Genomic DNA, 24305 nt, shown 5'->3' with positions numbered 1-24305 from the left:
GTGGACTTGGGCTAACGGCTGGACGAGCCGTCGGCGCCGGTGAGGGAGAGGGTCCGGGGATCGACGGACACCGGCAGCTCGGGCCAGCTCCATCCGTCGGGTCCGGAGGCGAGGGCGAGCGCGGCGTGAAGTACGGCCGCGGCGGCCACCGCGCGGACGGGAGGGGCGAAGGAGTGCGGCAACCGGGCGGCCGCCGCGTCCGGGCCGACCCGTTCGGCCACGAGGACGCCGCCCTCCGCGGTCAGCCGGAACCCGGTGGTCGTCGCGCCGCTCCGTGCGTGGAGCGTCAGTCCGGTGCCGGGGCGGGCGGGCAGGAGCTGCTCCAGACCCCAGTCGTGGGCGGCGGCCCGCACCGCGCCGGTCTCGATCCGGTCGCCGACCGGTTCCCAGACCGTCGCCGCGATGCGGTCGATCGCGGCCTGCGGGTCGGCGGCCCAGGCGAGGGCGTAGCGGTGCCAGGGCAGCGCCGAGGAAGCGAAGTCGGCGGGTACCAGGACGGCCGCCCCGGTGCCGAGCAGGGCGTCGAGGAGCGAGCGGGGCAGCCGCCCGGGCTCGACGCCCGCTTCGAGGTGGCCCGCCAGCCGCGGCCAGCTCCGGCCGAGGGCGGGTGCGTCGAGGGTGTGTTCACCCCGGAGGGTGCGGACGAACAGTCCGTCCGGTGTCGGTACGGCCACCGTGGCGGGCCGCAGCACCACCACCCGCGGTGTCGGCGCCGGTGCCGGGATCGGCGGGGTTGCCGTCCTCGGCGGGGTCGCTGGGTCAGGCATGTCCTTCTCCGTTCTCGTGGCCCACCAGGAGGCCGATCAGTGCTGTGCGGTCGATCAAGCCCCCGCCGAGCCGGGCCGCGGCGACCACCGGGACGATGCCGTGGACCAGGCAGGAGTGCAGGCCGGCCGCACCGCCGGCGAGCGCTACGAGGGCCAGCAGCGCGGCCGCGTCCCGCAGGACGTCGGGGTCGAGGTCCGGGCGCAGCGTGAGGTCCGTGTGGGCCAGCAGGAGCGCGGCCCGTCCGGGCAGGTCGGGCTGCATGAGGACGTCGCCCGCGGTTCCGGGCGCGAGCAGGGTCAGGCGGATGCCCGAGGTGTCGATCCCGGCGGCGCGGGCGCGGGCGCGGGCCCGGCGCAGGGCGAGCGCGAGGGAGCTCCGGTCGGCCGGGCGCCAGTGCAGGTCGCGCCGGCTGCGGCGGGCCCGGAGCCCGGCCTCGGCCAGGGGGCTCCGCCGGTGCCCCGGCGTGACCTCGATGCCGCCGAACGCCAGGAACCCCGGCGGCAGTTCGGGCGGGCGGGCGGCGCACACCCGGGCCCGCAGACCGGCCGCTGAAGCTGCCGTGACGGTCTGCGCGAGCAGCGCGCCCGCTTCGGCGGAGGCGATCCGCCGCCCGGGGTCGCCGTACTTGCCCACCAGCCGCGCGACGTCGACCGCCAGTCCGAAGCCGCCGTCGGGGGTCCCGCAGGGGAGGTGCGCCGCCTGCAGTGCGGCCGGATCGTCCGAGTCGTGCCGCGGCTGGAGGAGCAGGGCCCCGTCGCGGCCGGGGGCGATCAGCGCGCCCGCGCCGAGGTTGCCCGCCGAGGGGGCCCAGCGGTCGATTGCGGGGTCGGCGGACCGGCGGCCCGCGACCCTGACGAGGAACCGCGTCCAGCGGGGCTCGGAGTCCAGCGCCACCAGGTCCGCGGTCAGCGGCTCGCCGGGGAGCACCGCGTGCTGGAGGCCGACGGCGGCCTGCGTGAAGTGGACCTCCTCGGCGGCCGGTGCGCGCCAGCGGCGCGGCGGCGCTGCGTCCAGCAGTACGGCGGGCAGGGCCTCGGCGGCTGTACGGGCCCGGTCCGGGCGGGCGGGCCGGCCCGCGCAGCGGACGCAGTCGGGGGCGGGTCCGATGCCGTGGGCCCGGGTGGTGCCGGAGCCGGGGGTGTGCTCGACCACCAGGCCGGGGCGGGCGCCGCGGCCGATCCCGGCGACGGTGTGGACCGCTTCGGCGACCGCGAGGGCGGCCAGCAGCCCGAGGTCTCCCGTCACCGGGCCCGCGGCGGGGTGACGACGGGCGACGCAGACCGGGCACGGGGTTTCGCCGGGCTCGGTCCAGGGGCCGACCGCGACGGTGCCGCCCGCGGCGCCGACCGGGAGCTGGGGCCTGGTCTCGGCCGGGTCCGGAGCGCGGTCGACGACCAGCAGCAGCTCCCGGGCCCCCGTCGTGGCGGGCCAGCTCCGCGCCAGTTCCCGTACCAGCTCCCGGGCCAGCGCGGAGTCCCCGACGACGACCGGCCGGACCTGCCGCCAGGCGTCGAGCACGGCCGCCCCGCCGGAGTGGCGCCGGGTGGTCGCGGCCCAGCGGCCGCAGAACCGCAGGGCCGCGCCGCGTACGGCCGGATCGTGGAAGGACCGGGTCCGGTCCCCGGCGGGCTGGGTGTCGTCCTGCTCCCAGAGGCCGAGGGCGTGCAGGAGGTCGGCCTCGCGGGCATCGGCCGGACGGCCGTCCAGTACCTCGCCGAGCCGGGTGCCCGCCGTGCCGTCGAGCCGCCAGGTGCGGGGGCCGCCGGTCACCAGGAGACCGGCGGGGCCGTGGCCGACGCCGAGGCCGGCGGGCGGGCGGCCCGGCACGGGGCGCGGCGGCAGTCGGCCGTCGCGCACCGCCTCCATCAGGGCGGGGATGCGCTGGTCAGCCGAGATCCGGGGCACCGTTGCCTCCCCGCAGCCGCTGCCCGTGGAGGTCGAGGGCGTACCAGTCCCCCAGGCGTGCCCCGTCGAGCTGTCGCAACAGCCCGGCCGCGACGGCCGCGTGGTGCGGCAGGGCGCCGGTCGGTACGGGCTGGTGGGCGTCGGCCAGCGCGGCGTCGCCGACCACCAGCCAGCCCGACCGCTCCACCACGGCCAACCGGGCCCTTGCGCGGTGCTCGGCGGCGACGAACCGGTGCTCCGGGCCGCGCGCCGCGAGGAGGCGGCGGAGGTCGGGGTTGGGCACGGCGACCAGGGAGGGGTCGACAGCGTGGCCGACGGCCTCGTCCATGGACCTGATCACTGCTTCACCCCGACCGGGACGAGGTAGAGGGGCTGGGTGTACACGCCGTCCCAGCCGGCGGCCACGGCGAGTTCGTCGTCGTAGAAGCCGCCGATCGGAAGGGTCTTGAGGCCGAGGGCGGTGGCGGCGAGCAGCAGGTTCTGTGCGAGGTGGCCCGCTTCGAGCAGGGCGAAGCGGATCCCGCGCTGTCCGTAGCGCGGGGTGATGGCGGCCGGCGCGATGCCGAGCAGCAGCAGGGCGGGGGCCTCCTCCGCGGCCACCGGCCGGGGTCCGCCGCCGCGCGGCTCGGTGTACGGGGAGGCGGCGAGCAGGGCGGCGGTGTCCACCGCCGTGCGGGGGGCGAGGGAGTGCGGGCCGGGCAGGTAGCGGTAGGCGCCTGGGGCGATGCCGGTCACCCGCTGCACGACGACGTCGAGCAGGACCGGGCGGACGGCGCCCGCGGAGGGGTGCGCGTACAGGTCGAGCCGTACCGGCCGGCCGGCCTCCTCGACGTCCACGGTGGCGGTCACGCCGGCGGCGAGGCCGAGCAGGGTTCCCAGGTCGGCCGCGTCCAGTGCGCCCCCGAAGCGGCCGTAGGCGCTGCGGCGCAGCCCGAGGGCGTCCGCGAGGTCCGGCGCGGCGAGCCGGGCGGGGTCGGCGGCCGGCAGCGGGACGTGGGCGCCGGGCAGCAGGTCGCGGGCGGTGGCCGGGTCGGGGCGGTCCGTCTCCTTGCGGGGGGCCTGGCGGTCCATGGCGCCGCGCCGGAACTTGGCCGCCTGGAGGAAGTCGTCGGCGGCGCTGCGGCCGCTCGCGTGCAGGGCGTCGGGGCCTTCCGCGCCGACGAGCGCAAGGCTCGCCAGCCAGGCGAGGAAGGCCTCGTCGGCGACGGGTATGCCCAGCCGGTTCGCCAGCATGTGCCACTGGCTGGTCAGCGCGGGCCACGGACCGTGGTGCAGGTCGTCCCCGAGGGCCTCCAGGCCGCGGGCGTACGGGGCCACGGCGGCGGCCCAGCGGCCCGGCAGCCCGGCGGCGGCCCCGGCCCCGGCGGTGGCCCGGCCGCGCAGCCGGGCCACCGCCGAGCGGAACTGCTCGGGCCGCCGGTCGTGTTCCGCCTCGGCACGGGACCGGGCGGCCGCGACGTCCACCCGGGGCGCCCCGGGCAGGGCGGCCCAGGACAGCGCGTACCGACGCAGCACGGCGGCGACGGTGTGCTCGTCGAAGCCCGCGTCCAGCAGACCGGCGACGTGCCCGGCGAGCAGCCCGAGGGCGGCGCCGGTCCGGGAGGTGCCCGCCAGGACGGCGGGGAGCGCGGCGGCGGCCACCTCGCTGGAGTGCTGGAACAGTTCCTCGCCGAGGGGCAGCGCGCGCGGGCCGCCGTAGCGCGCGGTCTCCGGCTCGTACGCGGGCCGCAGGACCGTGCCGGACGGCTGCCAGCCGAGGTTGCGGGCCCCGTCCGGGTCGGCGGTGTGTGCGTAGAAGGAGTCCGGGTCGAGCGGCGCGGCACCCGGAAGGGTGCCGGTGAGGGCCGCCAGACGGCCGGCGACGGCATCGGCCGCCTCGGGCCGGGCATCGCACAGCCGGAGCCGTACGTGCGGTCCGCCCTCCCAGTACCGCAGGGCGAACCATCCGGCGGCGAGACCGCTCTCGACGGCCTGGCGGCCTTCCGCGGCCGCGGCGAGGTACAGGTGGTCGGCGGTGGTGCGGTCGCCGTGGGCAAACACATGCAGGGACTGCCACGTGGTCGTGGCCGTGCTGGTGGGCATGGGGGATTCCTCGGGAATGGGGGCGCGGCGGCGGTGGACCGGCGGGGCCTACGGAAACGGGTGCGGCAGCGGTGCGCCGCGGTGTCCGGTGCGTGCCCTGGCCCGGTCGAGCCGGGGCAGTCCGGTGGTGCGGTGGTGGACGTGCCCGAAGGTCACCGGCACCGCGCCGGGCGCGATGAGCTTGACGGTGCTCAGGCCGAGGGCGGCGTCCCGCCGGCTGGTCAGGTCGACGACCACCGGCGGCATACCCGCCGCCGTCATCCCGTCCAGCACCCGGGTGAGGAGTCCGGTCAGGTCGTCGCTGCGCCGGGTACGCTCCCAGGCCTCCTGGCGGTCGCCCAGGTCCGTGGCGGGCAGGCCGGAGTCCAGCAGGTAGTCGAAGCGGTGCAGCGCCTCCGGGAGGGTGTAGAGGGCGACGTGGTCCTCCATGTCCCTTACCAGCGTGGGGTCTTCCAGCATCCGCAGCCGCTGTGCCCGATCCACGGCGGGGCGCCTGCCCTGGAGCAGGATCATCACGACGACCTCCAACAGGGCGGCGCGGGCGGCCCGTTGCGGATCAAAGTGGGCGCCTGCGGCCGAGAAGCTGGCGGCGTCGGGACGGTCCGCGGCGATCGCCAGGGCCTGGACCACCGGGACGCCGGTGTCCGTGGTCGCATCGAAGAGGTGGACGCTGTAGCCCTCGGCCAGGGCACGCTGCCGGAAGAGCAGTGCGGTCGGGTCGGTGAGCGCTTCGGGAACGATCGGCGGCGCCGCCTCGCGGGCGTACCAGCGCAGCAGGAAGGCGTCCCGTTCGAGCACCTCCAGCGCCGCGTGCAGGGTGGCCTCCTCGCGGTTGGACCCCACCGCGCAGCCGTTGGAGCACTCGTAGAGGAACATCGCCTGGTTCGGGCGGGAGGGCACCCCGTAGTGCGCCACGTGCTCCGGTACCAGGACCTCCCGCCGCTCCGCGTGGGACCAGGCCGGCACCCAGGTGGTCACGGTGTCGGGCCGGTACGGGTCGAGAATCGTGGCCGGGTGGTCCTCGTACCCGGCCGCGGGCAGCCCGAGGACAGCCGGGTCCAGGGCCTGCTCGCCGAGGTCGAGATAGCTCGCGGTGACCCGACGGTGCCTGCGCTGCGGGCGGCAGCCGCTCTCGCGCTCGACGGCCTCCAGGAGCCCGACGGTCCGGGCGCCGGCGTGGTCGTCGCCGCGCCCGTACCCCCACAGCCGCCGGTGCACGTTCGGCAGCGCCACCTCTACGCCGACCAGCGCGCCGGGGGCGAAGGCGTCCCGGTAGGCACGGCGCATGGGGCCGAAGCGGTGGTCGACCAGCAGGCGTTCCAGCCGTTCCCCGTCGGGTTCTTCCCGGCAGCGCAGCGATCCGGGGCCGCTCATGGTCCGCGGCACGAAGGGGCCGGGCTGCGGGTCCTCGGCGCCGCGGTCGCAGCCCGGGCAGCCGACCACCGGGGTGAGCCGGTGCCAGGTGAGCGTCCCGGTGACCAGGTCGAGGCAGAGCACCGGCCGGCCGGCCGCCTCGTCGCACTCCAGGGTGCGCTCGCCGAGCTCGTCCAGGAGGGCGGGCAGGGCGGGCAGCCAGTGCGCCCCGGGCAGGGCGCGGCCGAGGTCGTCGGCGACCTCCGGACCGGCCCCGGTCTCGGAGGGGTTGAGCCCGGTGTCGTCGAGCACCGCCCGGTGCCGGCTGTCCGCGCAGAGCAGGCAGGCCCGGCCGTTCGGGGGCAGGAGGGGACCGAGTTGGAGCACGTCGCCGATCAGGCGGGCCGCCAGGGTCGTGCGGCCCCGGTCCCGGACGGCATTGTCGAGCGGGCTCGCTTCCTCGGCGGGGGATCCGTCGAAGCCGACGACCTTCGGCGCCGGGTTCTGCCCGGCCGCCCAGGCGCGCAGCTCGTCCAGGAGCCGCTGCCGGGCGGGGGCGGCGGAGCGCGGGCCGGCCGTCGAGGGGCCCGTAGCCGAGGGCCCGGTCGCCGAGGGCGTGCTCGCCGGCGGCTCTGTTGCCAGGAGACTCATGTCGTACCTACCCATCCCACGTGAACGGCGGCTTCCTGCCACCGAGGCCCGACCAGCAGCTGGCGTACGGTCGTTCCCGGGAGCGCCGTTCCGAGGCGGTCCAGGGCCTGCCGGTGAGCCGCGGGCTCTCCGGCCTCCAGGCGCGCCACGAGGTCCGCGTCCCCGTCCAGTGCCGTGAGCGCGGTGGCACGCGGATCGACGACCTCAGCGGAGAGTTCCGCGTCGACGTCCCCGCCCCCGGCCAGCAGCTGGGTCCGGGCGGCGGCCAGGCGCAGCGCCTCCGCCACGGCGGTGTCGGCGTCGGCGGCGGCGGCCCGGTGGAGGACGGGCTCGGCCGCGTGCGCCGGCCACAGCTCGGCCTCGGCGACGGGCAGCGGACCGTCCCGGTGCAGCCGTACACCGCCGAGGCGGGGCGGGGCCGCGCCGGGCGCGGAACGGGCCAGTACGGCCATGCCCTCCGCCCAGCGGATCCGGACCGCCTCCGGAAGGGGGTCGACCGGCTCCCACCGCCCCGGCGCCCCGTCGACGGGGGGCGCGAGGGCCACGGCGGTGCGGGCGGCGAGGTCGGCGACCAGGCCGAGGTCCCCGAGCCCGGCCACCGCGTGGGCGCCGGGCGGAGCGACGGCGGCGGCGGCGAGGCGGGCCGCGCCGAGTGCGGCAGCCACCCATGCGGCGTCGTGGGTGTCGCCGAGGCCGACGACCGTCCGCCCGGCGGTCGGGAAGGGGCCGGGTGCGGGCAGGGCGCAGGAGGTCATGGCAGTGGGCATCTGGAGGAGCCGGCCGGGGTGCGGCTCGCGCCAGGGGCCGAGTTCCGGGTCCCAGGCGCGGGACAGGGCGTCGATGACCGGGCCGAAGTCGTCTGGGGCGGTGCGCGGGGCCGCGCCGAGCGGGCGCGGCGTCCGGGGGGTGAGGTCGGCCGGTTCCGGCAGGGCGCGCAGCTGGACGCCGTCGCGGGTGACGCGGTGCCACAGCTGGGGCTGCGCCGTGCCGGAGAGGGTGCGCAGCACCCGGTGGACGGCCACGGCGGCCGCCAGGGCCGGGGCGACCGCGGCTTGGGGGGCGACCGGGCCCGCTGCCTGCCGGTCGGCGTCGTCCAGGCCGCGCGTCCAGCGCGCGAAGGTCTCCGCGCCCGCTGCGTCGGCGACGGCGACGCCGTCGCCGTGGGCCAGTACGGCGACACCGGCGACCGGCCGGTCCACGGCGTCGCGTACCGACACCCGCAGGAGCAGACCCGGTTCGGGCACGCCGATGGTGATCCGGTCCGGGTCGGCCTGACCGTCGAGGGCGGCGCGGGCGGCGTCCGTCCACCGCGGCGTACCGCTGACCAGCCACTGAAGGCCGGCCGGATCGTGCCAGGCGTCGTCGGTGGCGAGGGCGGCGGTCTGGGCCGCCGTCGGGGTGACCTCCCGGCGGACCAGCAGGCCGTGTTCGTCGAGCAGCGCGGTGAGCACGGACCGTGCCCGCCGGGCGCCGTCCGACGCCGGTTCGGGGCCGCTGACGAGGTCGATCCCGGCGGCCTGCCAGAGCGCGGGCAGCCCGGCGGCGGTGCGCAGCCGTACGGTGCCGCCGGCGCGGTGCAGGACCAGCCCGTCCTCGACGGCCCGCACCCGGGCCCCGGGCCGCAGCCGCGGGGTGTCGGACCGCGGGGCGGGCGGGGCATCGGTCCGTACCCCCTGTGCGGTGGACGGCGCTTCGAGGGGTGCGGTCATGAGCGGGCCTCCGCCCCGGTGGCGAGGAGTTCGCGCCAGTCGGCGCCGAGCAGCCGCTCGACGGAGTCGCACAGCGCGAACGCCGCGAAGTAGCGCTCCACGGGGGAGACGTCGAGCAGCGGGACGGTGCGCAGGAACTGGTTGACGACGAAGCGGTAGGCGGCGAACTCGGCGACGTGGACGCGTTCGGGCAGGTGGTCGAGGCCGCGCAGGGTCCGGTGGAACTCGCTGTAGCCGCGGTCGGCGCCGAACTCCCAGCGGGTCCGCTCCCCGGGCCAGTGTCGGGCGGCGCGGGCGGCGTAGCCCGAGCCGAGGTCCTCGCCCAGTTCGCCCCGCCCGGCGGCGGCGGCCGCGTGGGCGAGGGCGCGGCCGAAGGCCGCGGACCAGGCGGTGGTGGCCTCGTCGGCGCCGGTGTACGGCCCGCGCCGGGCGCCGTCTGGGTGGTCGTCGTCGATGCCGTCGAGGACGTCCGCCACGATCCGGTCGACGGAGGGCGCCACCCGCGCGTGCTGCTCGGCGAAGGGGGTCCGCAGCAGTCCGTCGGGGTCGTTGAGGTGGAGGTACTCCTCCAGGTGGGAGCGGTAGGTGAGGTGTCCGGAGCGCACTCCGCCGACCGGCCAGGCGGCGGCCAGCGCGACCATCGGCGCGATGACCCGGATGGCGCCGGGCAGGTCGCCCAGGGGCCGGGACACCGCGAGGGCGGGCAGTAGTTCGGCCATCACCCGCTGCTTCAGGCGCAGTCCGGCGGTGCCGATGAGCCCGGTGATCTGCTCGGCGGGCAGCTCCTCGACCGCGACGGTGTTGTCCGGGCGCAGTGGTCCGTAGGGGCCGGGTACGAGCTCGGCGCGGCCGAGGGCCTGCGAGCGGGCCAGGTGGGTGGGCCCGTCCAGCGGCCGCGGCGAGCGGTGGCGGGCGAGTACGGAGCCGGCACGTGCCGCCACGGCCTCGAAGCGGTCCTCGGCGCCCCAGACCCGGATGTGCGGTCCGCGCAGCCAGTGCCGTTCGAGGCCGAGCCCGGCGCCGCCCGTGCCCGCGCCTTCAGCGAGCAGCGTGGCGGCGAGGTCGGTGGCGAGTTCCAGCTTGGTGTCGGCGTGGTGGGAGATCACCAGGACGGGGAGCCCGGCGCTGTGGTCGTTCGTCATGAGTCCTCACGAGGGGCTGGTCCGGGGGCCACGACGGTCTCCAGGACGTACTCGGTGCAGCGGTCGCCGGTCAGCAGGTCAGTGGGGCGGCCCTCGGTGTCGGGCAGCGCCTCGGTGATCCGGATCCGGGCCGCTCCCGCCGTCCAGGCGGGGAGTGAGCGCAGGTCGAGCATCGAGCGGAGGTCCACCGGCACGGGCTTGGTGCGCATGGCCACGAACTGCTGCCAGGCGCCCTCGGCCTGCGGCTCGGCCCGGACGAAGACCCGGGCGGGGACGGAGTGGCGCCGGCGGAAGGCCTCCATGGCGAGCAGCGCGGTCGTGTCGTCGTCGCCGGGACCGCGGACGGGGAACGCCCCGGCCGGCATGGTCCAGGCCCGGCGGGTCACCACGACCCGGCCGGCCGTCACCCGCGGGTGGTGCACGATCGACTCGGGGTCGCTCTCCCGCTCGACGTCCGCGCCGAGGTCCATCCGGACCAGCGGGCCGCGCCCGAGCATGTAGAGGGCGGCGTCCCGGGCGGGGAGCAGGAACGGCACGAGGAAGCCGAAGTAGGCGGGGTGCACGGGGCGTCCGGCGGCGTCCTCGGCGCTCAGGGTGTGGGCGCCGACCCGGATGCTCAGGGTCGCCGGATCGAGCACGGCCGAGCCCGGGACCGAGGGGCCGGGCCGGTCGGTGGTGGTGAACGAGCGGTCCAGCAGCTGCGGGTGGACGTTGGCGTTGAAGCCGTGCACGGGGCGCAGTTCGACCGCGTCGGTGCCCAGCAGTTCTGCGAGCCGGGCCCGGATCCGCGACACGACCCCGTCGCCCCATCCGCTCAGGAAGCGGGAGGTCATCTGGGCGTAGCCGTCGTGCACGGCGTTGAGCACGGCCCCGTCGATCCGGGGCGTCCCGTCGGGCCGGGTGTCCTGTCCGGTGGGCTGGACGAAGTAGGCCAGGGCCTGGCGTTCTCGACGCAGTTCGGGCGGCACGGAATCGGCCCAGCGGCGGAGCCTGGCCGGCGTCCAGACGAGCTCGCGCTGTCCGGCCCGGCCGGCGGCGGCGAGTTCGGCGGCGGCCTCGGCGCGCAGCGCGACCAGCTTGGCGACGGCGGGGTAGCCGGCGCAGACCTCGGCCACGAGCCGATCCCGGTCGAGCGACTGCCCGGCCAGGAACTCGGGCAGCCGCCGGGCGAGTTCGGCGAAGGGGATGAGGCCTCCGACGCCGACCTCGGCGGTGAGGGAGCGGTGCAGGATCGCGTGTCCGATGTGGGTGTTGTCGAAGATGTCGGCCACGGCCGTGAGCGCGGCCAGGTCTTCTTGGACCTCGCCCCATGCCGCGGTGGGGAAGACCACCGGGCGGGTGGCGGACACGTCCTCGTAGGCGGGCCGGGCGGGCGTCGCCCCGGCGGTGCTCCACGCCTGCGCGAGCGCTTCGACGGCGGCCGCCCGGTCGCCGGAGCCGCGTTGCGGATGCAGGGCGTCGGTGGCGTCGGCGATGGCGGCCAGGTCGTCGGCCAGCGCGTCGCCGCCGGGGATCGCCAAGGCGCGCAGCCGGTCGGCGGCGGCCCGTACGGGGTCCGCGTCGTCGGGGTCCACCGGGTCCCACCGGCGCAGTGCCCCGGCCGACAGGAGCTGGTCGACCAGGGCCGCGGCGCGCGGGGTCCGCTCGGGGTCGCCGCCGCTGAGCAGTGCGGCCAGCTCCCCGCGCGCGCGGGGGCCGGCGGTCAGCGCGCCGAGCACGGCGCGGACGGCGAAGCCGGCCCGCACGGTGACGGTGCGGCTGCGGCCGTCGACGATCCGGGACTGGCCGCCGGCGTCGTCCACGGGCTGTCGGAAGGCGACGGTGGTGCCGTCGTCGGCCGTGAGGGTGGCGGCGACGAGCGGCTCGGCCCCGCCCAGCGCGGCCAGGCGTGCGCGGACCAGGCGGTGCAGTGCGGCGAGGTCGGTGGTCAGCCGGATGCCCAGGCCGGTGGCGGGGGCCAGGTCGAGGGGGCCGTCGGACAGCGGCAGGTCGCCGCGGTGGCGCTCGTCCCAGGCCAGGCCGACGGCGGTGTAGTGGGAGAAGGGGCTGGTGCGGTGCAGTGCGCGCGCGGCGGTGCGCAGCAGCCGGGGTTCGCGCTTGCGCAGCTGCTTGTCGGGTGCTCCCGCGGAAGCGGCGTAGCGCCGGGCGGTGGCCGCCAGCGAGGCGCTGGACATGGTGGCCGCGAGCTGGAGCGCCGGGTCGGCCAGGGTCGCCGACAACCAGGCCCGCTCGCCGGCGAGTTGTCTCTCGACGAGGGTGGAGAGCCGTGCCAGTGCCTCGCGTTCGGCGCCGAGGGCGGTGCGCCACCGCTCGGCGGCCGCCCGGACAGCCTCGGGGAGTTCGCCCCCGGGCGCGGGCGGTACGGCGGGCAGCGCCGCCGCGGAGTCCAGGTCGCGCTGGATCCGCCGGGCCAATGCCACCGCCGCGCGTCGCAGTCCGGGCCGCTGGTCGCGGCTGCCCAGGGGGTACAGGTCGGCCAGCAGTGCGCGGGCGTCCCGGTGCCGTTCCTCGCGCAGCAGCTGGATGTCGTCGAGTTCTCGGTGGTGGAGTCGGGGGCGGGGCGGGGCGGTCACGAGATTGGCACGCACCAGGACCCAGGGCGCCGCCCCGGTCCGGGCTGCCCCGGCAGTGGCCGCATCGGGCCCCGCCGGGTGGATGGCCGCTGCACGCGGCATACGGGGTCTCCTTGGCGTCAGGTCTGTCGACGGCGCCCCCTCGGGGGGCGGCGGAGCTCCCGCCGCCCCCCGAGTGAGGTCATCCGCTGTCGGTCGTCCGCGAGGAGGATCAGACGCAGCAGGTGGAGGTGGAGCCGCAGGTGGAGTGCGAGTCGCAGCTGCTGCTGCCGGAGGAGGCGCCGGTCTCCGGGAGCTGCACCGCGTCGCGGACCTCTCCGACCTCCAGGACCTCCAGGTCCAGGCCGTCGAAGTCGATGCCGGCGGCCGCGTCGATGGTGTTCGCCATGGTGTTTCCTCTTTCGGTGATTTCCGGTGGTGCGCCGACACGGTTTATCGGCACACGGACCGGCCTTTTCGGTTTCGTTCGCCCCGTTCGGCCGGTGACACATTTCTCGCACCCCTGGCGATGGCCCGTCAACACATCTCGGAATTCCGGTGACAATTGTCAGACGGGCCCTGTGACAGGCCATCCATAAATCACCCTCGCGCCATGACAGCTGTCACGCAAGATCGCCAACCGGGCTCCCGGAAGCGCGCTCCCCGGGGGATATCGGACCGACCCCCTGCCGGGCCATGACAACTGTCACGAGCCAGTCGTCACAACCGACCCTGGGCAACCCCACTCCCGCCGAAATAGGCTCGGATTCGCCCCCACGCGCAGAACGGAGCAGGAGAGTGACATTGATGGAAACGGAACGCGCGAATACGACACCGTACGAAGGCGCGGGAATTCTCGCGGTGGACGTGCGCGGCCTTGAGGTCCGTTATCCGGGTTCGGATGTCAACGCCGTGTCCGGTGTCGACTTCCAGGTGCGCCCCGGCGAGATCGTCGCGCTGCTCGGCCCGAATGGCGCGGGCAAGTCCACCCTGATCGGTACCCTGCTCGACCTGATCGAGCCGACGACCGGCTCGGTGCGGGTGTTCGGCTCCACGCCCCGCGGCGCGCTGGAGGCGGGCCGCGTCGGTGCGATGCTGCAGACCGCGGGACTTGCCGAGCAGGTGTCGGTCAAGGAGCTGATCTCCTTCGTCGCTTCGCTGCACCGCGACCCGATGCCGCTGGCGGAGGTGCTCGCCGCGGCCTCGCTGGAGGACATCGCGGGCCGCCGGGTCGAGAAGCTGTCCGGCGGCCAGCGCCAGCGTGTGCGGTTCGGGCTGACCCTGGTCGGCCGGCCGCGGCTGCTGATCCTGGACGAGCCCACCAACGAGATGGACGTGGCCTCCCGGCAGTCGTTCTGGGCGCAGGTGCGGGCCGCGGCGGCGCACGGCCGGTCGGTCCTCTTCTCCACCCACCACATGAGCGAGGTGGAACAGGCGGCGGACCGCGTCGTGGTCATCGCCGGCGGCCGCACGATCGCCGACGAGACCCCGCAGGAGCTGCGCCGCCGCTCCGGTGGATCGACCGTCCGGTTCCGCTCCGCCCGCCCGGTCCCCTCCGCCGAACTGCTCGCCCTTCCCGGAGTCACCGGGTGCGGCGAGGAGGCCGACGGCGTGAAGCTGACCACCGTCGACCCCGACGCGACGGTCCGCGCCCTGGTGGTCCGGGTGCCGGACGCCTGCGACCTCCAGGTCCAGGCGGCGGACCTGGAAGAGGCCTACCTGTCCGTGGTGACCTCCGCCACCTCCTGACGGTCCTTCTCCATCCCCCCGCCCACGCCGCTCCTCCGGCTCCGTTCCCCCGGTCCCCACCCCTCACGGAGGCTCAGTCCCCCATGGTTTCCTACCTGCTCTTCGAGGTGCGCCGCACCTTGCGCAACCCCCGGTTCCTCGTGATGACCCTGCTGATGCCGGTCATGATGAACATCGTGTTCGTCCAGCTCAACAAGGGCCGGATCGGCGACACCCCGGCGGCCGACTTCGCCTCGAACTACATGATGAACATGGCGGCCTTCGCCACGGTGTCCGCCTGCCTCTCGACCGCCGGCCACCGGCTCTCCCAGGAACGCGGCAGCGGCTGGTTCCAGCAGCTGACGCTGACCCCTCTGACCTCCGCACAGGTGGTGCTCGGCAAGCTGCTGTCGGCCGTCTCGGTCGGCGTCCCGGCCGTCATCGCCGTGTTCGTGACCAGCGCGCTGGTCAACGGAGTGCGCCTGCCTCCGGCCCGCTGGGCGCTGGCCCTCGCGGTCGTGGCCGTCGGGTCCTTCGCCTTCAGCGCGCTGGGGGTGGTGATCGGCCTGCTGACCAGCGGCGAGACCTCGTACGCGGCCAGCATGATCGCGCTGATGTTCTTCGCCTTGCTCGGCGGCCTGTGGCTGCCCACGGAGATCCTGCCCGCCTGGGTCGCGAAGCTGACCACGCTCACGCCCTCCTTCCAGATCGCCGACTCCGGGCGCACCCTGATCGACGGCGGAATGCCCGGCTGGCAGACCCCGCTCGTCTTCGCCGCCTGGACCGCGGCGTTCGGGACCCTCGCGCTGGCAGCGTTCCGCCGGGCCGCCCGGAAGCGGTAACGGTGGCCTGGTACGCCCCGTGGCGCCGCCGGCCGGCCCCCGCGGCCGACCCGGTGGGGGACCGGCTCACCGCGCTGGCGGCCCGTCTGGGACCAGCCCGGGAGCAGGCCGCCGCGGACCCGGGCCCCAGCGCGGAGTTACCGGGGCTGGAGCGGGACCTGCGGGTGATCCTGCACGAGGCCCGCTTCGAAGCCCCCGGATACCGCCAGGTCCGCCTCGGGGCCGCGCTCGACCGTACGGTGGCCACCCTGCGCGCGGTGGGGATCGAGGTCGACAGCCGGACGGCACCGGAGCAGGCCGGCGGGCGGGCCGTGCTGGACGCTCTGGAGCCCAGGGTCTCCGACGCCCTGGGATGGGTGTTGCGCGAGTGCACCGCCAACATCCTGCGGCACAGCACGGCAGACCGGGTGTGGATCACGGTGGGCGTCACCGCGGGCCGCGTCCGGCTGGCGATCGCCAACAACGGGGCCCCGCGGCCCCGCCCGGGTGCCCGGCTCGGCCACGGGGCGGGCAGCGGACTGCCCAGTATGCTGACCCAGGCGTCAGTGCTGGGCGGAACGCTCCGAATCGAGTACTCCGGCACGGACTTCGAGGTCATCGCCGAGGCGCCCACCGGCCCCGGGTCCACCATCCGGGGGCCCACCGCCTTCGCCCCGGCTTCCGGGACGCCCCGACGAGAGGAAGACACTCGGTGATCACCGTCGTGCTCGCGGATGATCAGCGGATCATCGTCGATGCCCTCGGCCAGCTGCTCGACCAGGAGGAGGACATATCCGTCCTCGCCCTGGCGCGCGACGGCGACAAGGCGGTCGCCGCCATCCAGCGGCACCGGCCCGACGTGGCCCTGCTCGACATCGACATGCCGGGGCAGGACGGCCTCGCGGTGACGGCCTGGGTCAAGCAGAACCTCCCGCAGTGCCGGGTGATCCTCCTGACCTCCTTCGGGCAACCCGGGTACCTCACCCGCGCCCTGGCCGTCCAGGCCGACGGATTCCTCGCCAAGGACACCGAGGTCCAGGAGATCGTGAAGACCGTCCGCCAGGTGGCGGCCGGGCAGCGGGTCGTCGACGCCTCGGTGGCCCTGACAGCCCTGACCGCCGTTCCCAATCCGCTGACTCCCCGCGAACGCGAGGCGCTGGAGGCCGCGGAGTCGGGTGCCCCGCTCTCCGAGGTCGCCGCCCGGCTCCACGTGGCGCACGGCACGGTCCGCAACCACCTCTCCGCGGCGATCGCGAAGACCGGCAGCCGGACCCGAGTCCAGGCCGCCAGGGCCGCCCGCGAACGCGGCTGGCTCTGAAGGGTGTTTCGAACGTCCCGCACGGAGCCCGAGCCTCGGGTCCGTCAGGAGATCCAGCCCGCCTCGCGGGAGATCCGGATGGCGTCTATGCGGTTGCGGCCGCCGACCTTGACCACGATCGACGTCAGGTAGTTGCGTACGGTGCCCTCGGACAGGTGCAGGGCCCGCGCGATCTCGGGGACCGGCGCTCCCGGGGAGGCCAGTTGCAGCACCTCGGTCTCGCGCGCGGTGAGCGGGCACGCCAGGCTCTCCCAGAGCGACATCGCCAGCTGCGGGTCGATCACCCGCTGCCCGGCTGCCACCGACCGCACCGCGGCGGCCAGTTGCTCCGGCCGGGCGTCCTTGAGCAGGTAGCCCGACACCTGGGCGTCCAGGGCGCGGCGCAGGGTGCCGGGCTGCCCGAAACTGGTGAGCATCAGCGTCCGGCAGGAGGGCAGTCGCGCGGCGAGCTCCGCGGCGGCGGCCAGTCCGTCGACACCGGGGAGGTCGACGTCGAGCAGGGCCACGTCGGGCTTGTGCAGCAGGGCGGCGGGCAGGATCGCGTCACCGCGGGCGACGTCCGCGACCACCTCGAAGTCGGGTTCCAGCCCGAGCAGCGCGACCAGTGCGCCGCGGACGATGTGAACGTCCTCGGCGAGCAGGATCCGCACCACGGGCGGCTCGGACACCACGCGCGACTCCGGGAGCGTGCCGGGTTCGGACATCAGGCGGCCATCCTTCGCGACAGCCTGCGCAGCACCTTCAGCGGCTGGAGCTCCGGCCCCGGGGGCGCCGGAGTCGGCTCGGACGGCACGGTGGCGGTGAGCTGGAAACGGCCGTCGCGACGCAGGCCGAAGTTGAGCTCGCCCCCCATGGCCGCGACCCGCCGGCCCAGGTTGCCCAGCCCGCTGCCACCGTGCGGATCGACCTCGCGGCCCTCCGCCTCGACGCCGTCGTTGACCACCGACAGCCGGACGGAGCCGCCCTCCTGGACCGCCTCGATGACGCAGGCGCTGACCCGGCTGTGCCGGAGCAGGTTGGTCATCCCCTCCCGCAGCACGGTCGCCAGCACAGTGTCCACCGCGGGCGGCAGCTCGCCGACGGAGACGGTCAGGCCGGCGTCGACCTCGGCGGCCCGCAGCACCTCCCGAGCGGAGGCGCACTCCTGCACCAGCGACATGTCCCGGTAGCCGCTGGCCACCAGCCGGACGTCCGAGAGCGCCTGGCGGGAGATGTCGAGCACCTCGGAGACCTCCTCACGGGCGCGCTCCGGGCTGGCCGGAAGCAGCCGGCGGATCAGTTCGCTGCGCAGCGAGATCGCGGAGAGGCTGTACCCGAGCAGGTCGTGCAGATCGCGGGCGAAGCGCAGCCGCTCGTTGGTCACGGCGAGCCGGGCCAGTTCGCTGCGGGTCTCGTGGACCACCCCGACGAGTTCGGTCAGCCAGGAGATGCCGTACACCACGATGCCGGTGAGCCAGGTGGACTGGCCCATGTAGAAGATGTCGGCGACCGGCAGCCCGGCGAAGCCGGCGTAGAGCATCATCAGCACGCCGGCCAGGCCGAACAGCGCCCAGCCGATCCGGGTGGGGAGCAGCAGCAGGCAGGAGGCCGCGAAGAAGCCGCCCATGCTGCCCCACTGCCAGTGGAGGACCATGAGCGGCAGGAAGGTCAGTGCCGCCTGCACGGCGAGCGAACCGATTCTGCGGCGCAGCGGGGCGCGGCGGGTGTTGGGCGAGGAGTGCAGGAGCTGCAGCGCGAAAATCCCGAGCACCCCGGCCATGCCGGCGAGCACGGCGAGGAGGCCGAGGCTCTCGCCGAGGATGTTGAGCAGGGTGATCAGCAGGTAGGACGCGAGGATCGCGTAGAGCATGGCGCGGGCCAGTCTCGGCGCCATGCTCTCGGCGGCGTCGGCCAGCCGCTGCGGTGTCTGCGGTGTGGGGGCAGCGGTGCGGTCGTCGTTCATTCCCGGCCCCCTAGTAACTACCTTGCCCGCATTCCGGACTAGATCATACGATATGAGTACTGTCTGCGGAAATGACGGACCATCAAGCGGAACGCCCCGCCGGAACGCCGTCCACCCGATCTGACCAGGCACTCCCCGACGACCCGGACTATACGAACAGCGGAATCGGATTGAGGTCGGCGAAGGTGGTCGGCTTCTCCAGCCGCCCCAGCGCCACCGGTACGTCGTACAGCCGCCCGGGGCCGAACCGGGCCCAGAAGTGCCTCAGTCCGGGCACGATCACCTTGGCCACCGGCAACCCGATGTCGGGCCGCGTCTGGTCGAGGACCAGCACCTCCAGGCCGTGGCGGCGGGTCAGTTCGACCATGGCGCGCAGGTCGTCGGCGAGGTCCGTCCGCGGGACGTGGTCCCAGTCGCCAGGGCGCCGCGGGGGCCGCGCCCGGTCCGGCAGCAGGTACGGCTGACGGGCCACCGTCTCGGTGGTCCACCAGGTGTACGGCTCCTCTTCCTTGAGGGCGTACCCGGTGCCGTCAGCCCTGGCGTCCGCGACGGCGGGCAGCAACTGGCCCATTTCGGTCATCGCCCTGCGCAGTGCCACGCCCGGGTCGAGGTGTGCGCCGAAACCGAAGAGCACGTCCTCGGCCGGCTTGTCTGTCCGCCGGGACAGCGCCGCCATCACGGGGATGCCCAGGTCGGCCGTCAGGTCCAGGACCCAGATCTCGCGCCCGACGGAGCGGTAGTCCTCACGCAGCGGGCCCAACCAGGGCTCGTGTTCGCCGAACGCGTCCAGGTCGATCGCGGGCTGCCGGGTGCGGTTGTACCACCAGAGCGCGACCGCGTCGCGTTCCACCAGCTCCAGGAACCCCTGGAGGATCGCGTCCTCCAGGGTGCCGCCCGCCGCGTTGCCGTTGGAGTCGGCCCGCGGCGTCCCGGGCAGGCCGGCGCCGGCCGAGAAGTACAGCAGGGAGGTCGGCACCAGTCGCTGGCGGCCCGAGGTCAGGGACCAGACGGGGGTCCACTCGACCAGCTCGTCCTCGTCGAACCTGTCCGGGACGTGGTGGAAGGCGGAGTGCGCGGCGTTCCACACCTCCCGGTCCCGGTACTGCCGTTCGTCGTACAGCTGGATCTCCGCCGGGTGCACGGCCACGGAACCGAGTTCCCGGTAGCGGGCGCGCAGCGAGGGCTCGTCGCCCTGCCAGGAACCGGAGTACCGCTCCACGGCCTCGCACAGGGCGCCGACGCGCGCCTCCTCAGGGTTGAGACCCTTGCCGCCCGAGAGGGCGCGCAGTCCGGCCCGCAGACCGCCGAGGGTTTCCGGGGCGAGCGCCAGGTTGTGCCCCGACACGTAGCTGTGCACGAACGCGGGGCCGCGCGGGTCACGGCGTACGTCCTTGACGATGCCCGTCACCGGATCGATCAGGTGCCCGTACCGGGCGAGCATCTGGCCCGGGGTCAGCACCCGGTGCCCGTTGCCGGCCACCGGGTTCTTCGGCTGGGAGGACAGTTCGACCGGGCGGCGCACCCTGGCGGCCATCAGCCCTCCGTCGCCGCACTCCGGGCACTGCGGCCGGCGCGTGACCCGGTGCGGGCCACCGCTCAGGGTGAGCGTGTCGAGGGTGTGGACCGCGCCCTGGCCCTCGTGCCGGAGCCCGGCCAGCCACTTGGCGGCCTCCAGAACGGCGGTGTGCAGGCCGATGGCCCGTCCGGCTTCCAGCGAGGCCTCGGCGCGGGCGAGCGGTCCCGTCACCCCGAGAGCCCGCTGCAAGGGGAGTTCGGAACGCCGATGTCCGCGCAGCCGGGTGCACAGGCAGTGCCAGCAGGGCCCCTGCCCCGGCTGGAAGACCGGCCCCGTCCACGGCTCGGCGCCCACCGGCCTGGCCAGCAGCCAGGGACGGCCCGCCGCCCGGTGCCGGGCGTCCACCCCGGCGAGCTCCGGGTCGAGGTAGTCGGCGCACAGGACCAGCGAGAGCGCCGCCGCCTCGCCATCCGAAGTCACCCGGATCCCCGAGCGCCGACAGGCCTCTTCGGCCTCCCCGGCGTCCGTGCCGGACAGCGCGATCACCCGCACGGAGCCCTGGGCCAGCTCCTCGGCGGCCCGGCCGCCGTCGAGGCCTGCGAGATCCCAGTACGCCTCGGCCGCCCCGGCCGCCGGGTCTGCCGGGGGCGCGGCGAGGGTGCGTACGAGACCGCCGGCGACGAGGCTGCGCAGGGCCGGCACGGCCTGATCCCGCGGCAGTTCCTCCGCCGCCTCCTCAAGGATCTCGGCGCAGGTCCGGCTGCCGTCGAGCAGCGGCGCCAGCACCTCGGCCGGGCGACCGCGCAGGGCGGTCACCGCCCGGGGCGAGACCAGGTAGGCCGCCTCGTGCGGTACGACCGTCATCCGCAGGTGCCGCTTGAAGCCGAGCGGTGCTTCCGCCGTCCCGCCACCGCCACCGCCGCCGGTCATGCCGCGAGCCCGGCTGTCCTCCCGGCGTGGGCCGGCAGCTCGGCCTGGCGGACGCAGAAGGTCAGCATCGCGACCGCTTCCGGGCCGAGGGCGTCCAGGTCCTCGATGACGATGCCGCATTCGGCGTCGGCCTGGACCGGAGGGGTGAGCAGTGTGGTGGCGTTCATGAGCGGTCTCCCTCTGCTGCGACGGCCCGTCTGTCAGCGGGCCTTTTCTCTGACACGACAGAGTCTTCATGATCGCTCAGGTCGCTCACCAGTAACTAAACCTCACGTTCTGGTATGAATTCTTCATACAGGCGCCCGGTTCGGGAAGCGCACAGTAGAGCGGATGTGCCCGCTCCGGAAATTTCTCGAAATCGCCCTGAACGATCGGGGGTTGTTTTCGCTTGGCTGTGAGTAGGAGCCGGTCCTGAAGGGTCGCTCCGCTGGCTGCCGCCGCACCTGGGGGAAGGGGCACGCCTGGTCTCCCTGCATCGTCGACGAGTCCTCCACCCGGACCGCCATCACCGAGACCCACGCGACAGAGCGAGCACGAAGCCGACACCGTGTTCACGATGACCCCGGCGGCCTGAGTGCCTGATTCTGAACCCGTAGGTCGACGCGCGACCACATCTGGCAAGATCAGCTTGTGACTCGACATTCGGTGAGCTTGAGCAGAATCGAGCTCGCTGACTGGCGAGCTGTTCACTCCTGGGCTTCCCTCGCTGAGGTCTGCCGCTTCCAGACCTGGGGACCGAACACCGAAGAGCAGACACGCGCCTTCGTGATGACTGCGGTCGACGTCTGGTCGCGCATGCCCCGGCAGCGGTTCGCTTATGTAGCGCGCATCGATGGCGACGTGGTCGGCATGGGGGAGCTTCACGTCCGGAGCCGAGGGCAGCGTCAAGGCGAGATCACCTATGCCGTGCATCCGCGGGTTTGGGGACAGGGCGTCGGAACAGCGATCGGTAAGGGACTGCTGGCGCGAGGGTTCGAGGATCTTGGGCTCCACCGCATCTATGCCACCTGTGACCCGCGGAATCTTGGATCGGCACGGGTGCTCAGCAAGCTCGGCATGACATGGGAAGGGCGTCATCGTCACACCGCTCTGATCCGGGACGGTTGGCGAGACTCCGAGGTGTTCAGCGTCCTCGAAGACGAGTGGCGTGCGGTCGGACGTCGGTGAGCATGGGTGTGATGCGGTGCTGACTGACGTTGTGTAGTCGGAGCCCGTGGACTCGGGGGTGTCTGAAGTGACCCCTCGGGTGCCGACACTTCCGTTTTGTGCCGCGAGGTCCAGCCGTTGATGGCAGCGGACTCTCGCCTGGTACGGCGTGATGTAGCCGATGGTCGGGTGGAGCCGCTCCCGGTTGTAATGTTGCGCGATCCACCGGAAGACGTCCTGCCGAGCCTGCGCCCGGGATTCCCAGACGGTCGTGCCGATCTCTGCTTTCAGGACGGCGAAGAAGCTCTCCGCGGCGGCGTTGTCGAAGCATGAACCAGTCCGGCCGGCACTCTGCCGGATATCCAACTCGCCCAGAAGAGCGCGGAATTGGGTGGAGGTGTATTGCGACCCACGATCCGAGTGAAAGCTCGCGTTGCCCGCCGTATGCCCGCCCGCATGGGCCATCCGGAGGGCGTCTGCGACCAGTTCGGTGCGCATGTGGTCGGCCATCGACCAGCCCACGACCTCCCTCGTGCACAGATCGATCACCGTCGCAAGATACAGCCACCCATCGGCCGTCGGCAGGCAGGTGATGTCCCCGACGAATTTCAGGCCCGGCATCGGCGCGGTGAAGTCCCGCAGAATCAGGTCCGGTGCCGGCGGTGCCATACGGTCCTGTCTCGTCAGCGACCGCGACTTCCGTCGCGTTATCCCGACGACCTCACGCTCCCGCATGATCCGCGCGACACGCTTGCGGTTCACCACCTGCCCCTGGTCGCGGAGTTTTCGGGTGATCCGCAGAGCCCCGTAGGATCCCCGGGAATCGGTGTCGATCTCCCGGATGCGGCGGGCCAGGCCCTCTTCCCTATCGGCCTTCTCCTGCCGTGCCTCCTTGTTCTGGTGCCAGGTGTAGTAGCCGGAGCGGTCCCATCCGAGAACGTCGCAGATCCGCTTCACCCCGTGGGCGCCTCTGTGCTCGTCGACGAAACGGAAGCGGATCACCGTGTCGTCTCCCGCGCGAAACAGGCGGCGGCCTTCCGGAGGATCTCGTTGTCCTCCTTCAGCCGGGCGTTCTCCCGCCGCAGGCGCTTGAGCTCGTCTTTCTCATCAGAAGTCATGCCGGCGTCACCCTCGCCATGCGCCGTCCGGGTGCGGGTCCGGTCGTCGCGGACCCATTTGCGCAGGGTCTCCAGATGGATGCCCAGGCCGTGGGCAATGTCGTGAGGGAACGGTCCGGCGAGGAACGTACGAGGTCGACCGCGTCCCGCTTGAACTCTTCGGGGTAGTTCTTCCGCTTTGCCACCTTGGATCACTTCCCCTGGATGACCAAACATCCAGCGTCCAGGTGTCGGAATCCCGGGGGTCACTCCACGAGGCGCCGACACCGCCGACCTTCGCACCATGGACCAGCTGCGCGACGGACTTGCTCTGGACGACGGCGGGGCAGGTTGGACCCCCATTCCTCACGGCGCGTCGGACGCGTACCAGCTGCGTTTTCCGGCACCAGAGGACATGCAGGCCGTCCCGTCTTTCGGCGCCGTCGCCGACAGGGAACTGGCCGATCACGTTGCCGGCACGGCCGGGCTGAGCCAGGGAAAGGCTTGGCAGACCCGTTCCTCGGCACCGGCTACACGGGCGGGGGCGTACCGGAGTGGCATGCCAAGGCCGCCGATCTCCCTCACCATGCTGAAATCTGGCTCCTGCACGACGACGGAACCGAAGAGTCCTGCGGCTACTTCGACAAGGACAAAAGGCGATCGAAGAAACCATGACTGAACCTGCTGGGTTTTCCTTCCCGGTGAAGGGCAACGTAGCCGTTTTCCGCGGTGAGCTCTACCGGACCCGTGACGCCGTGGGTCTGTGGCCATGCGTCGAGCTGCTGCCCCCTCCCGGACGCCCGGCGCCCGAAGGAGTCGCTCCGCGAGAGGCCGCCGACGGGTCGGTGGGCTACCCGGTGGCGCCGGAGCGCCTGGTACACCGTGACGTGGACGTTCCGCTGGATGGGCGAGCTCTTCGAGTGCACGGCCTCCACTTCCACCACCCTCGAAGGCAACTACCAAGGCTCCGACGAACGCTTCGCCAGGGAGCATCTCAAGCGTCTGGTCACCAAGTACGACAGGGTGTTCCCCCGCGACGAGGTCACCGAGCTGGAGCAGCATCAAGAGGATCTGCTGCAACCGTTGCAGGCGCTGGTGAGGCGTCTGGCCGAAGTCGACCACTTCCGTCCCAAGCTCTACGCGGTCTACCGCGGCCGGACCTATCCGGCCGCCAGAGGCCGACGCCTCAGGGCTCGTCGCACTGACCACTGGGCAGGACCGGCCTGCGAGCCTCGAAGCCGATCCCCGAAGCACGAGCTCCGGGCATTTCCTTGCCGCACCGGAGCAGTTGGAGGCTTGGTACCGAACTTACTGGACCTTCCACTGGCAAGGAGGCCCCTTCGATGCCGTCGGCACGGTGGACGGGAGGATCAAGGGCATCTACACAGGCGGCAGCTGGGGCTTTGCGGACCATCGGCGGCTGACCGAGGAACCCGCTCCCGCCGGGAGGCACAGCCAGTACACGCTCCGCGTGGACCTCGGCGCTGTCACGGACCTCGAACAGCACAGCACCGACCTCCTCACCCGCGCCCGCACCGGAGGCCCCCTGACCGGGCGCCTCCGGTGTCACGCTCACACGGCGTGTGTGTGACACCAGCTGTCACGCACACCCCGGAAGGTGTCACGCCACCTCGAATGCGCCCCT

The 24305-nt window shown here is 74.0% G+C and carries 19 protein-coding genes and 1 pseudogene; 6 read left to right on the top strand and 14 right to left on the bottom strand.

Annotation, left to right across the window (positions count from 1 at the left end; genetic code table 11):
• Positions 1-11 precede the first annotated feature (11 nt).
• The 9 genes from AB0D01_RS22250 to AB0D01_RS22210 form a co-directional block, all read right to left on the bottom strand.
• Positions 12-767, bottom strand: a complete 756-nt coding sequence (locus AB0D01_RS22250) for a hypothetical protein (protein ID WP_363057801.1) — start codon at positions 765-767, stop codon at positions 12-14.
• Positions 760-2673 carry a hypothetical protein gene (locus tag AB0D01_RS22245; protein ID WP_363057799.1) on the bottom strand — a complete coding sequence of 638 codons (1914 nt, stop codon included), beginning with the start codon at positions 2671-2673 and terminating at the stop codon, positions 760-762. The genes AB0D01_RS22250 and AB0D01_RS22245 overlap by 8 nt, the downstream gene beginning before the upstream one ends.
• On the bottom strand, positions 2654-3013 hold the full coding sequence (locus AB0D01_RS22240) for a hypothetical protein (RefSeq protein ID WP_363057797.1): 360 nt from the start codon (positions 3011-3013) through the stop codon (positions 2654-2656). The genes AB0D01_RS22245 and AB0D01_RS22240 overlap by 20 nt, the downstream gene beginning before the upstream one ends.
• Positions 3010-4755 carry a thiopeptide-type bacteriocin biosynthesis protein gene (locus tag AB0D01_RS22235; RefSeq protein WP_363057795.1) on the bottom strand — a complete coding sequence of 582 codons (1746 nt, stop codon included), beginning with the start codon at positions 4753-4755 and terminating at the stop codon, positions 3010-3012. The genes AB0D01_RS22240 and AB0D01_RS22235 overlap by 4 nt, the downstream gene beginning before the upstream one ends.
• A gap of 48 nt (positions 4756-4803) precedes the next feature.
• Positions 4804-6759: a TOMM precursor leader peptide-binding protein gene (locus AB0D01_RS22230; RefSeq protein ID WP_363057793.1), complete on the bottom strand. Its 1956-nt coding sequence runs from the start codon at positions 6757-6759 to the stop codon at positions 4804-4806.
• Positions 6756-8468 carry a hypothetical protein gene (locus tag AB0D01_RS22225; protein WP_363057791.1) on the bottom strand — a complete coding sequence of 571 codons (1713 nt, stop codon included), beginning with the start codon at positions 8466-8468 and terminating at the stop codon, positions 6756-6758. The genes AB0D01_RS22230 and AB0D01_RS22225 overlap by 4 nt, the downstream gene beginning before the upstream one ends.
• On the bottom strand, positions 8465-9610 hold the full coding sequence (locus AB0D01_RS22220; RefSeq protein ID WP_363057789.1) for a hypothetical protein: 1146 nt from the start codon (positions 9608-9610) through the stop codon (positions 8465-8467). Before AB0D01_RS22220 ends, AB0D01_RS22225 begins: the two co-directional genes overlap by 4 nt.
• Positions 9607-12285 carry a lantibiotic dehydratase gene (locus AB0D01_RS22215; RefSeq protein ID WP_363057787.1) on the bottom strand — a complete coding sequence of 893 codons (2679 nt, stop codon included), beginning with the start codon at positions 12283-12285 and terminating at the stop codon, positions 9607-9609. The genes AB0D01_RS22220 and AB0D01_RS22215 overlap by 4 nt, the downstream gene beginning before the upstream one ends.
• Positions 12286-12394: 109 nt before the next feature.
• Positions 12395-12571: a thiazolylpeptide-type bacteriocin gene (locus AB0D01_RS22210; protein ID WP_363057785.1), complete on the bottom strand. Its 177-nt coding sequence runs from the start codon at positions 12569-12571 to the stop codon at positions 12395-12397.
• Between the two features lie 503 nt (positions 12572-13074).
• Between AB0D01_RS22210 and AB0D01_RS22205 the strand changes: the two genes are divergently transcribed.
• From AB0D01_RS22205 to AB0D01_RS22190, 4 genes are all read left to right on the top strand, one after another.
• Positions 13075-13911 carry an ABC transporter ATP-binding protein gene (locus tag AB0D01_RS22205; protein WP_363057783.1) on the top strand — a complete coding sequence of 279 codons (837 nt, stop codon included), beginning with the start codon at positions 13075-13077 and terminating at the stop codon, positions 13909-13911.
• An 83-nt stretch (positions 13912-13994) separates the two neighbouring features.
• On the top strand, positions 13995-14732 hold the full coding sequence (locus AB0D01_RS22200) for an ABC transporter permease (protein WP_363057781.1): 738 nt from the start codon (positions 13995-13997) through the stop codon (positions 14730-14732).
• 2 nt (positions 14733-14734) lie between these two features.
• Entirely contained in the window at positions 14735-15427 is a 693-nt protein-coding gene (locus tag AB0D01_RS22195) for a hypothetical protein (RefSeq protein WP_363057779.1), read from the top strand.
• A complete protein-coding gene (locus AB0D01_RS22190) occupies positions 15424-16029 on the top strand; it encodes a response regulator transcription factor (RefSeq protein ID WP_363057777.1) in 606 nt (201 codons plus the stop codon). The genes AB0D01_RS22195 and AB0D01_RS22190 overlap by 4 nt, the downstream gene beginning before the upstream one ends.
• 44 nt (positions 16030-16073) lie before the next feature.
• Here AB0D01_RS22190 and AB0D01_RS22185 read toward each other — a convergent pair whose 3' ends face one another.
• From AB0D01_RS22185 to AB0D01_RS22170, 4 genes are all read right to left on the bottom strand, one after another.
• Positions 16074-16733: a response regulator transcription factor gene (locus AB0D01_RS22185; protein ID WP_363057775.1), complete on the bottom strand. Its 660-nt coding sequence runs from the start codon at positions 16731-16733 to the stop codon at positions 16074-16076.
• Complete coding sequence (locus AB0D01_RS22180; RefSeq protein ID WP_363057773.1) at positions 16733-17971, bottom strand: histidine kinase; 1239 nt, start codon at positions 17969-17971, stop codon at positions 16733-16735. Before AB0D01_RS22180 ends, AB0D01_RS22185 begins: the two co-directional genes overlap by 1 nt.
• 148 nt (positions 17972-18119) lie before the next feature.
• On the bottom strand, positions 18120-20417 hold the full coding sequence (locus tag AB0D01_RS22175) for a TOMM precursor leader peptide-binding protein (RefSeq protein ID WP_363057771.1): 2298 nt from the start codon (positions 20415-20417) through the stop codon (positions 18120-18122).
• Positions 20414-20584: a hypothetical protein gene (locus AB0D01_RS22170; protein WP_363057769.1), complete on the bottom strand. Its 171-nt coding sequence runs from the start codon at positions 20582-20584 to the stop codon at positions 20414-20416. The genes AB0D01_RS22175 and AB0D01_RS22170 overlap by 4 nt, the downstream gene beginning before the upstream one ends.
• A 463-nt stretch (positions 20585-21047) precedes the next feature.
• Here AB0D01_RS22170 and AB0D01_RS22165 point away from each other — a divergent pair, with 463 nt between their 5' ends.
• Complete coding sequence (locus tag AB0D01_RS22165; protein ID WP_363057906.1) at positions 21048-21584, top strand: GNAT family protein; 537 nt, start codon at positions 21048-21050, stop codon at positions 21582-21584.
• Between the two features lie 150 nt (positions 21585-21734).
• Here the strand turns inward: AB0D01_RS22165 and AB0D01_RS22160 are convergent.
• Positions 21735-22565, bottom strand: a pseudogene (locus AB0D01_RS22160) (IS3 family transposase); the annotation flags it as partial.
• A gap of 599 nt (positions 22566-23164) precedes the next feature.
• Between AB0D01_RS22160 and AB0D01_RS22155 the strand changes: the two are divergent.
• A complete protein-coding gene (locus AB0D01_RS22155) occupies positions 23165-23335 on the top strand; it encodes a hypothetical protein (RefSeq protein ID WP_363057767.1) in 171 nt (56 codons plus the stop codon).
• Positions 23336-24305 lie beyond the last annotated feature (970 nt).

Source organism: Streptomyces sp. NPDC048606 (assembly GCF_040650855.1).
In the GTDB taxonomy this organism is placed as follows: domain Bacteria; phylum Actinomycetota; class Actinomycetes; order Streptomycetales; family Streptomycetaceae; genus Streptomyces.
Note: the sequence above shows the minus strand (reverse complement) of the source record. Positions and strands in the feature narration are given on the sequence as shown.